At 72.6% G+C, this 10,130-nt stretch carries 10 protein-coding genes; all 10 read right to left on the bottom strand.

All coding sequences use genetic code 11. The annotated features are described in order from the left end of the window. Positions 1 to 272 precede the first annotated feature (272 nt). Positions 273 to 1,811 (bottom strand): phage terminase large subunit, encoded by a 1,539-nt coding sequence (gene terL, locus CKO28_RS25105; RefSeq protein WP_200343736.1) that lies wholly within the window; start codon positions 1,809 to 1,811, stop codon positions 273 to 275. Then, positions 1,808 to 2,149: a hypothetical protein gene (locus CKO28_RS25100; protein WP_200343734.1), complete on the bottom strand. Its 342-nt coding sequence runs from the start codon at positions 2,147 to 2,149 to the stop codon at positions 1,808 to 1,810. The genes terL and CKO28_RS25100 overlap by 4 nt, the downstream gene beginning before the upstream one ends. 62 nt (positions 2,150 to 2,211) lie before the next feature. After that, positions 2,212 to 3,996 carry a LamG-like jellyroll fold domain-containing protein gene (locus tag CKO28_RS25095; RefSeq protein WP_200343732.1) on the bottom strand — a complete coding sequence of 595 codons (1,785 nt, stop codon included), beginning with the start codon at positions 3,994 to 3,996 and terminating at the stop codon, positions 2,212 to 2,214. 42 nt (positions 3,997 to 4,038) lie between these two features. Beyond that, on the bottom strand, positions 4,039 to 4,638 hold the full coding sequence (locus CKO28_RS25090; protein ID WP_200343730.1) for a hypothetical protein: 600 nt from the start codon (positions 4,636 to 4,638) through the stop codon (positions 4,039 to 4,041). Further along, positions 4,638 to 6,545: a phage tail protein gene (locus CKO28_RS25085; RefSeq protein WP_200343728.1), complete on the bottom strand. Its 1,908-nt coding sequence runs from the start codon at positions 6,543 to 6,545 to the stop codon at positions 4,638 to 4,640. The genes CKO28_RS25090 and CKO28_RS25085 overlap by 1 nt, the downstream gene beginning before the upstream one ends. Beyond that, complete coding sequence (locus tag CKO28_RS25080) at positions 6,542 to 7,114, bottom strand: phage connector family protein (protein ID WP_200343726.1); 573 nt, start codon at positions 7,112 to 7,114, stop codon at positions 6,542 to 6,544. Before CKO28_RS25080 ends, CKO28_RS25085 begins: the two co-directional genes overlap by 4 nt. 285 nt (positions 7,115 to 7,399) lie before the next feature. Further along, a complete protein-coding gene (locus tag CKO28_RS25075) occupies positions 7,400 to 7,669 on the bottom strand; it encodes a hypothetical protein (protein WP_200343724.1) in 270 nt (89 codons plus the stop codon). A 13-nt stretch (positions 7,670 to 7,682) separates the two neighbouring features. After that, entirely contained in the window at positions 7,683 to 8,501 is an 819-nt protein-coding gene (locus tag CKO28_RS25070) for a phage capsid protein (RefSeq protein ID WP_200343722.1), read from the bottom strand. A 522-nt stretch (positions 8,502 to 9,023) separates the two neighbouring features. Continuing rightward, positions 9,024 to 9,797 carry a capsid assembly protein gene (locus CKO28_RS25065; RefSeq protein ID WP_207168924.1) on the bottom strand — a complete coding sequence of 258 codons (774 nt, stop codon included), beginning with the start codon at positions 9,795 to 9,797 and terminating at the stop codon, positions 9,024 to 9,026. A 38-nt stretch (positions 9,798 to 9,835) separates the two neighbouring features. Further along, on the bottom strand, positions 9,836 to 10,130 hold a 295-nt coding region (locus tag CKO28_RS25060), incomplete at its 5' end, for a Bbp19 family protein (protein WP_200343720.1).

Here is a 10,130-nt window from a genome sequence, read left to right as displayed (position 1 = left end):
CGCCCTTCAGGGCGTGGGAGGGTGAGGGTGGGACTCCTCGCCATGCGCCGGGGATTTCCACCCTTACCTGTCATCTCCCCTCGAGGGAGAGCGACCCGCCGCCGGCGCTCTGCGCACTCGGGCGGAAGGATGTGCGGCACAACGCGCCGCGGCCGCGGCCTAGAGCAAAATCGATGAAGGTCGTGTCGGCCTCCATCATGAATTTTGCTCTAACTGCTGGAAGAGAGAGCAAGATTCAGCTGAAAGATGGCTTCGCCTTCCAGCATCTTGCTCTAGACGTCGAACTCGCTGAGCGCGCGGACGCCGGTGGCGCCGGGGCGCCAGGTGTGCCGGCCGGCGGCGGGCAGGCGCGGCAGGCGGACCGGCTCGCTCGCCAGGCAGCCGGCGACCGCGTCCAGCCCATCGTCGCGGGCGTGCCCCAGGCCGGGGCGCCAGTCGCGCATCTCCTGCAGCAACGGGGTCGCGAACACGCTGTCGTGAGCGTGCAGCGCGCCCGCGGCGAGCGGGGCGTCGAAGGCTTCCAGGATGCGGATGTCCTTGGGCCGGCGGCTGGTCACCTCGCGCACCGCCGCCGGGACGCCGCCGGTCGCCAGCTCGCGGCGCAGCAGGCCGGGCAGGAAGCGGCCCAGGCCGTTCACCTCCAGGCTGATCGACGGCAGGTAGAGCGCGCGGGCGAACGCCGCCGCCTGCCGGCACAGCTGGGTCGCCTCGTCGACCGCGCCGGGCCCGGCCGGGTCGGCGACCGGCTGATGGGTCAGGTAATGCACCCGGTGCAGATAGGCGTTGCCGGCCGCATCCAGGAACACCGCCGCGATCACGCTGGCGTCGCCGCGCCCGGGCGCGCCATAGGACGGATCCCACCAGCAGGCCGCCGCCACCAGCCGCGCGCCGCGCAGGGTCAGGACCGCCTCGTCGTTGCCTTCGGTGTAGTCGAGCTCGGCCGAATAGCGGCGCAGGCGGGCCGGGTCGAGCCGGCCCTCCGCCGCGTTGACCGGCTGCAACAGCATCTGGCTGGCGAAGCTGTTGGGCCCGCTGCGCCGGGCGAGCTCGCGGATCGCCGCGGGCGGGAAGCGGTCCGGCCAGGCGGGCGTGCCGTCGGCGTCCTGGATCGGCACCGTGAGCCGGGTGAAGCCGTCCAGGAACGCCCGCGTTTCCCCCGCTTCCCGCCGGGGCCCGTCGGCGTAGATCGTGAAATAGGTGTGCGGCGTGCCAACGAACAGCTGCAGCCCGCCCGGCACCAGCAGGTAGTCGATCTCGCCCAGCCGCCGGCGCAGTTCGGCGCGCTTTTCGGGGGTGTCGCAGGTGTTCGGCACCTCGACGTCGTCGCAGATCACCACGTCGGCCCGGCTGCCGGTGACGTTCGCGCTCACCCCGCGGGCGAGCACGCTTGGGTCGCGCAGCACGCCGGGGCGCTCGACGGTGAACCGGTCGGCCGCCCACTCCGGCGCGCGCTCGGGCCGCAGGCCGGCGAGGAAGGGGTGCCGCTCGACGATGCCGCGGACCTGACGGACCATCTTGACCGCGAGCGCCTGCTCGGCCGCCAGCACCAGGATGCGCAGGTCCGGATGGCGGCCCAGCAGCCAGGCGCCGAACAGCCCGACCAGCGAGGACTTGCCGGCCGATCGGAAGGCTTGCAGCAGCAGCCGCGTTTCGCCGTGGCGCCAGCCGGCCTCCAGCCAGCGCGCCATCCGCAGGTGGACGGCCGCCGTCTGCAGACCCTGCTGGCGATCCCAGACCCAGACGAACTCGCCGAACCCGGGCACGCGGGCGCCCGGTAGACGCGGGGCCGCGCCCTGGGCGGGGCGGGTCATCGCACCGCCTCGATCCGGCCGAGCGCCGCGCGCGCCTCGCGCAGCAGCCGGTTCAAGCGGTCGGTTTCCGCCGCGTCGCCGGGCTGGCCGCCGTCCCCGGGCGCGGCGTCGAGTTCCGCGCTGACGCCGGCTTCGGCCCAGCGCAGCAGCTTGATCAGCGCGTCCAGGTGCGACAGCGCCGCCTTGCCGGCGCTCTGCCGGGCGCTGAACTCCTTGTCGCCCGCGGCCTCCGGGGGCGGGGTGTCGGTGTGGTCCTGGTAGCCCTGGATCACCCGTTCGGCGATCTCGGGCAGCGTCTCGAGCAGCCGCAGCTGCAGTCGCCGGGTGGCCTCGGTCAAGCCGGTCTCCCGATGGGCGTGCAGCCCTGGTTGGTCGTGCGGTTCAGCCGGCGGCTGCGGGCCTAACCGGTCAGCGCGGTGATCTCTGCATCGGACAGCCGGCGCGGATAGGCGAGCAGGCGGCGGACGTGGCCTTGCCAGGGGGCGGTGTCGTGGTTGCGCCCGATCCGCACGGTGCTGGCGCCGACCGGCTCTGTCAGGCTGTCCGCGCCCGCCTTGACCCCGTCGATGAACAGCGCCCGGGCGCCGCCGCCCACGGTCACGGCCAGGGTATGGGTCGCGCCATCGCTCCAGCCGCCGATCAGGCCGTCGACGTTGCCCTGGCTCGACCCGCCGGACTTCGCGAAGAACAGCACCCGGCTCATGTCGCCGGCATAGTACAGGTCGTGCCGGTTGGCCTCGGTCCCGTCGTTCAGGCTGAACAGGCGCAGCACCTCGCTCGCCGGCACGTCGGCCAGGTGCGCCTCGATCACAAAGCTCATGCCCGTGGGATCGTGCCAGCCGGTGTCGACCAGCGTGATCAGCTCGGCGGCGCGGCTGGCGGTGCCGCCGGCGGGGGTCTCGATCGGGCTGGTGGCGCTCGCCCCGGCCTCGCACTGGACGGCCGTCAGCGTGCCGCTGACGGTGAAGGTGACGGCGGTGCTGCCGGCGAGCGTGAAGGTCACGGCCGCGCCCTGCTGCGCGGTCCCGCTCGGCCCGCCGGAGAGCGCGCAACTGCCGGGGCCGCGCACCGACAGGGTGTAGGTTCCGGCGGCAAGCGTGCGGGTCTGGCTCGCCGGGTTGAAGCTGTCGTGCAGCAGGTTGGTGCGCGCGCCCTCGCACAACACGCCCAGCGGTTCGCCGGTCGCCGGGTCATGGTCGAACCGCGGGGTGTCCGCCGGCGCCGCGACCAGCTGGCCCTTGGCGTCGGTGACGTGCGCGCTGCCGCTGCGCGCGACCGAGAGTTCGTCCGCCCCCGCCCCGATCGTGGCGTCAAAGCCGAACACCGGCATGACCGCGACCGACGGCACCTGGGCCGCGACCCGGGCGCGCACGGCGACCAGGTCGGCCCGCCGGCGCTCCGCCGACAGGCTGGCGATCTGTGCCTTCGCCGCCCAGTGGCGCGCCGAATAGATGCCGGGCGCGATCTCCACGTCCTCCGCGGTGTCGGCCCAGGCTTCCGCGGTGTCGGCGGCGTCCTGGGCGGCGGTGGCGTCCGTGGCCGCGTTGCCGGCGCTGAGCGACGCGGCCGTCTCGGCGCCGGCCGCCGTGCTCGCCGCCTGGGCGGCGGCGCTGGCGTCGGCCCCGGTGCTGGCGGCGGCGGCGCTGGCGCTATCCGCCGCCGCCACGGCGGTATCGGCCGCATGGGACGCGGTCGCGGCCGCCGCGGCGGGCGCCTGGATCACACTCGGCAGACCGGCCGCGTCGAAGCCCAGCACGGTGCCGGCGCGCTCCGCCACCGGCGGCAGCAGCAGCGCGCTGTCGATATCCTCCGGCGCGCGCTTGATCGCCTGGGCGACCTGCGCCTCGAGCTGCTGCAGCATCAGCGTCAGCCGGTCGAGCTCGGCGTTGATCGCGCTCGCCCGGAACTCGCCGGCCTCCTGAAAGTCGGTGGTGCGCGCGACCGGCATGTCGCGGAACAGGGTCAGGGTGCGCCCGTCCGCCGGGGCCGGGCTCAGCGTCACCGTGCCGCCGCCGTCGGTGCCGACGCCCGCGACGACGACACCGGCGGGCGTGCTGCCGTCGTCCAGCACCACCGTCAAGTCCTCGGCCGCCAGGATCGGGAAGGGATAGGTGAAGACCGTCTGCACGCCGTCGCAGGCGTACTGGACGTACGGCCGCGCGTCGGCGACCAGGACGTCGGGCATGGGCGTTCTCCGATCAACGGGAAAATCGGTCGAGGAACCGGGTTAGGCGCGCGGTTCCATTTGCGTCTCCAGGCCCAGCATGGCGCGTCGCCGGCGGTTCTCCGCGTCCAGCAGGTTGCGGGCGTGGCGCTTGTCCTGGGCGTCCAGCCGGATCCGGTACTGCGTTTCGGCACGTTCGCCGGATTTGCGGCTGGTCTCGATCAGGTTGCGCTGGATCGCCTTGGCGGTGCCGCCGCCGGTGATCCCGGCCGCCGCCGCCCGGGCGCGCGCCTGGGCTTTCGACTGAGCGAGCTCGCGGGCCCGGGTGTCGCGCGCCGCCGCCTGCTCCTCCAGGGTGTTCAGCCGGTCGGCGACCAGGCCGGGGTCGGCTTCCGCCGGCGGGTTCTCCGCGTCGTAGATCTCGCGCGCCCGGCGGGTGCGCTCGCGCTCCAGGGCGACTTCGCGCGCGAACGCCTCCTCTGCCATGCGGCGCTCGTGGTCGCGCGCGGCCTGCGCCTGCTGGCGCTCCCAGGCGCGCTGCCGGCGCGCGGCCTCCAGGTTGGCGGCCTGGGCCGACTGGGCCTGGCGTGCCTCGCTTTGGGTACTGGCGTAATTGACCGCCCCGCCGACGACGGCGGGGACGACGGACTGAAAACCGGCCATTAATCGTTCACCTTGAGTTCGGTTGTTACGGACAACAGCGTGAAGGGCAGCGGCGCGTCGCCGGCGATCCGCCACAACGCCGACATGCCGGCGGGCCGCCAGCCCAGCGCGCGCACGCTCTTGTCGCCGCTGTAAGGCGGTACCGGCGCGTCCAGCAGCTCGCCGCCCAGGAGCTGGAACGGGGCGGCCGCGGCGCCGTCGCCGGTGTCGACCGCGAGCGCCTGGCTATCCAGCAGCCGAAAGGTCGCCTCGATCAGCCGCACCTTGATGCCGTAGCCGGTGCCGATGGCGTTGCTGACCAGCGGCGGCAGCGGCTCGACGATATGGGTGTAGCCCAGGCCGGCGACGATCGCCCCGGCCGGGGTGTCCAGCTGGATCGCCCCGCCGGACACCGTGACCGGCGGCTTGACGATGCCGTCGGCAAGCACCGACACGCTGCGGCCTTCCAGATGGTCCAGCCCGGACCAGGTATCCGCCGGCGGGTCGGCGGTGCCGGTCATCGCCGCGTCCAGGTGCAGCGCCTCCTCCAGCACCTCCAGGAAGTGCCCGCCGTCGCGTTCCACGACCAGATGGACGTAGGGGTCGATCACCGCGATCGCCCGCGCCTGCCCGTCGGTCGTGAAGCGCGACCAGGCGGTCACCTTTTCGCTGCGGTACTGGGTCAGCACGGCCAGGCTGCCGTCGCCCTGCACGCAGTACAGCAGGCGCTTCGACGGCTGGTAGTCCAGCTCGACGATATCGCGCACCAGGTGCTTGGCGAGCAGCGTCAGGTCGTCGCTCAGATATGCGCCCTCGACCTCGGAGTAGCTGAACTCGTTCAGCCGGTCGCCGGTCCGGCCGACGAAAACGGTCGCGCCGTCGATCACCTTGGGCGCGGTGTAGCGGTCGCTGCGCGAGCCGACCCGGGTCTGGCGCTTGACCTGCACGCTGGTCGGCGTCAGCGGGTCGCCGGTGACGCGCCATTCGCCGCCGCTGGTGAACACCTGCAGATCGCGCCCCGACAACAGGCCGCGCACCGCGTTGACCTGATCGCTCAACAGCTCGAAGTCGATCGCCTCGTCATCCAGGCCGGTGCCGGGGTCGAAGTTGAACAGGTCGTCGGTCTTCGACAGGAACAGCCGGTTCGGCAGGGTGCTGCCGCCGCCCAGGACCAGCCGGTTCTGGTGGAACGCCGCGATCGCGGGCCAGCCCGCGGCGAGCGAATAGGCGCTTTCGCTCCAGTCCGCCGTCGCCGCGTCCGACGCCAGCTCGACCCGGATCTCGCAGTCGACATTGCGCGCATCCACGACGTTGGTGATCTGCGCCTCGCCGCCGTGCAGCCGCAGGCGCGCGCCCTGATGGTCGGCGGTGAAGTGGTCGGCGCCGGCGACGAAGCGCACGTCGGTTCCCGTGCTTGCGGCGGGATCGAGCGTGACGTCCGAAGACGCGATCTTGGCGTGCGGCACCAGGTGGCGCGGCCCGATCGAGGCGAACTTCATCTGCGCGATCGACCAGGCGCCGGCCCCGTCGCGGGTGATCAGCCGGGGCACCGAACTGGGGTGCGTCACGATCAGCGTATCCGCGCTCTGCACCCAGGCGAGTTCGGGCAGGGTGCCCTGCTGCCAGGGGGCTGCGAGGTTGCCGGCGATCAGCTGGCCGTCCTGATAGACGTCCATCCGGAAGTTGGAGAACGCCAGGACGTAGACCTGGTCGACCGAGAACTCGAACGGGATCAGGCGCGCCGGCCCGGGCAGCTCGGTCAGGAACTGCAGCCCCGGCCGGCGCGACACGCCGCCGGTTGGATGCAGGGTCACGTTGGTCAGTTCGCGCGCGCCGTTCTCATACGCCCGCAGATCGCCGCGGCCGAGCAGCAGCGGGTCCAGTTCGCCGCCGGTGAAGTTGGTCTTGTAGACGTGCCGGCGGGTCATCGCCCGCGCGCCTCGATCAGCGGGAAGCCCTCGATCGCCGCGGGCGTCTCCTGCTGGGCGTCGATCTGCCGGGCGCGCTGGTAGGCCTGCTCGGCCAGCCGGCCGAGCGCTTCGGCCCGGCTGGTGCTCTCGGTGATCGGCAGGCAGAACTCGGCGGCGAGGCGGGCGACCAGCGCCTGGTCGAAAAACGGCGGGAAGTCGGCCTCGCGCGGGCGGAACAGGTAGGTCAGCATCAGCTGGTCGACGTCGGCATGCACCCGCCGCTCGGCGATCCGGTAGGGCACGCCCCGGCCGCGCGACGCCGTCCCGGCGGACAGCGCGCGCAGGAAGTCGGGCGGCAGCTGGAAGGCGTGCGCGAAGTCGGCGACCGGCTGCGCGGTCAGGCGCGGCAGGCGCGCCTGCGCGGTGGCGAAACTCCAGGGATGCGCGGATAGAAGCGCGTCGCGCAGCCCGGGATAGAGCGTGCGGCAGACCTGCGCCTCCGGCGTGGTTTCCTGGAAACTGGCGATCGGCTGGGCGCCCAGCGCGATCAGCGCGCGCGCGCACAGCTGGACGGCGGAAGACGCCATGGGCGGGGGTCCTTCGGGGTTCGCGGGAGGTGGATCAGCTGCCGGCTCGCCCACGCCGCGGGCACCCTCCTCTTCCTAGCCCTCTCCTCCCGGTGGAGGAGAGGGGACGCGCTGCGACGCCCGTCACCAACGGGTGGCGACGGGTGGGCAAGGCGCATCGGCGGGTTCCCTCTCCTCCCGTGGGAGGAGAGGGACAGGGAGAGGAGGAACCACGGCCCTCGGAGACAGGCGAAGACGTGGGGCTAGAGCAAGATGAAGGCCGACTCGACCTTCATCGATTTTGCTCTAGTCGGTGTCGCTCGCGCCGATCGCGGTCATGTCGGCGGCGTCGACGGTGCCGGCGGCGTTCGACTTGATCAGGAACAGGCCGGCGCCGGGAGTGGCGTCGGTATCGACGTTGGCGATCACGATGTCGCCCACCCGCAGCATCTCCGCGGCGGTGTCGAAGTAGCCGGCGGTGTCGACGGCGGCCGCCGCGTCGACGGTGGTGTAATGCCACAGCGTGAAGCCGTTGGCGTAGGCGAGCACGCTCAGGTTACGGGCCTGGAATGCCATCGACCGGGTCTCCTTAGGTTTCCAGGCAGCGCATGGTGACCACGCCCTCGGCGTCGATCAGGCACGCGCCCTGGGACATCATGTTGTTGACGAAGTGCGCCGCGCGGTCGCCGTGCCAGGAGATGTCGCTGGTCACATCGGACCCGGAGGCGTGGCCGATCGCGGTCTTGTGGTACCAGTGGCACTTGCGCACGCCGGCCTCGAGCTCGAGCCCGGAGTGCGGGATCCACAGCGTGCCCAGCCAGCGCTTGGCCTGCGTGCCCTTCCAGGGCAGCTCGTCCGGGCCGACGTAATCGGCGTTGGCGAACTCCTGGATGTCGAGCAGGTCGGACCACTGCTTCCAGCCGATCACGGCGAAGCGGTCGCCGTCGTCCGGCACGTCGGTGCCGCCCAGCATCTCGAAGCCGGTCAGGATCTTGGCCTTGGTCAGGCCGTCGGTGTCCGCGCCGGCGTAGTTGGTTGAGCTGTTGAGCCCGGCGAGGATCAGCTCGTCGGTCTTGCGCCCCAGCGCGTAGGCGCCGGCGTTGGCGACCACCATCCGCTCGTCGATGTTGATCTTCAGTTCGTCCAGCTTGTCGACCCAGTCGCCGGCGTAGAAGTCGGCGAGCTGGCATTCGACCGGGGTGTGGTCGATCGACATCACCGGCACCTTGCCGTGCCGGGCTTTGGTGGAGGCGGCGCCCTTGCCGACCTTCTGGAAGGTTGTGGTAGCCCCCTTGATGTTGGACTTGCTGCGCACCGTCTGGCGCAGCTTGGAGCCCTGGCGCTGGTAGGCCGTGTGCACTTCGGTCTGGAAGTGCCGGATGAAGGCCTGGTCGACCTGTTGGGACATGGTCTGTCGGTCTCGCTATGCGGTTGTCGGGGCGGGTCGACACGCGGACCACGGTTGTCGCCGTCGTGCGGCGGCCGTGAAGCGCGCGGACGCGCGCCGCCGGCCCGACGGACCTGGGTGGTCCGCGGGTTGTCGGCGGTCGCGGAATAAGGGTGACGGAAGGCCGCCGGCGGCCGCGCCGCCGGCGGCCGGCCGGGGAGGGAAACCGGGCGGCGCGCGGTATCGCCCCCCGCGGGAATTGGGGGCGTGCCGGCGGCCTTCCGTCGGCGCGGGCGTCGCGCGGCGGCTCAGTTGGCCGGCGCGACACCCGCGTTGCTGTCGGTGAGGTCTGAGAGCGAGCAGCGAGGCGGGCGAGCACAACTGATCCCCCTGCTCCAAACAACTGGGAGGAGGGGTTAGGGGAGGAGGTTGCCCGCATCGTCGAGGGCGGCGGCTGCCTCCTCTCCCTGTCGCTCTCCTCCCAATGGAGGAACGGGGACCCGCTGCGATGCCCTGCGCGGGGTCTTCAAGCAGCGCGGCGCGTCACCCGCCGGCCTGGCCCGGGAACAGGCGCTTGAAGCCGTCCTGCACCTTTGCGATCGTCGCCGGATCGCGCTGGCGCCAGTACTTCGGATCGGCCATCAGGCGCTTCAGGTCGTCCTCGTTCAACTCCGCCACCGCGGCGCCGCCGGCGCCCAGGCCGGGCTCGCCGTTGGCCATCATCCGGTGCATCGCGAGGATGCCCTCGTAGGTGGTCGACAGCGCCTCGAACACCTCGCCGGGCAGGGTCTTGCGGCCCCAGGCGCTGAGCGCCGCGGCGACCTCGCGCCACTTGTCCGGTCCGCCGAACTGCTCGACCAGCCGCTCCAGCTGGCGCTCCGCCTCGAACTCGCCGGCCAGCTCCTCGACCGCCGGCAGCATCCGCTCGGCGGCGAGGTCGTAGACCAGCTGCACCTGATCCGGGGTGAACCCGGCCGCGTGCAGGGTGGCGTTGACCTCCGGGTCCGGCTGGATCATCGGGTGCGGCGGCTGCACCGGGTACTCTTCGGGCGTGTCCGGCACGCCCATCGCGCGGCGGAACGCCCCGGCCGTCTCGGGCGGGCTGTCCGGCTGCGGCAGTTCGACCATCCGCGCCAGTTTGCGCTCCAGCTCCAGATAGGAGCGCAGCAGCGCGTCGCCCCGCAGCTCCCCGGTTTCGGGATCGCGGAATTTCTCGGGGATCCGCGGGGTCTCCGGGATGCGGCTGCGCCCGGCTTGCGGCGGGACGCGGTTGGGGTCGGCCGGCGTCGGGCCGCCGGCGAGCAGGCTGTCGGTCATGCGGGTCGATCCTCGTCAGGTGGAACGGAGAGACGGCGTCAGCCGCCGGTGCGCCCGCGCCGGATCAGGGCGAGCAGCGTGGCGGCCAGGCGGCGCTGGCCTTCCAGGTCGCGCAGAGCGGCCTCGCCGGCTTCGGGGGCCAGCACGCGTTCGAAGGTGATCCGGCGCAGGTGATCCAGGACGAGCGCGCCGTCGGCACCCGAAAAGCAGCGGGCGAAGGCGCGCGCCACCGCCTCGGCGTCGGGCCGCGCGGCCTCCGGCGTCGCGCTGACGGGCGGCGGGGGCGACCCGGGTGCCTGGGGCGCCTGGGGCGCCCCAGGCACCCGGGTCGCC

This window comes from Rhodovibrio sodomensis, assembly GCF_016583645.1.
Classification (GTDB): domain Bacteria; phylum Pseudomonadota; class Alphaproteobacteria; order Kiloniellales; family Rhodovibrionaceae; genus Rhodovibrio; species Rhodovibrio sodomensis.
This window is presented reverse-complemented; position numbering and strand designations above follow the sequence as displayed.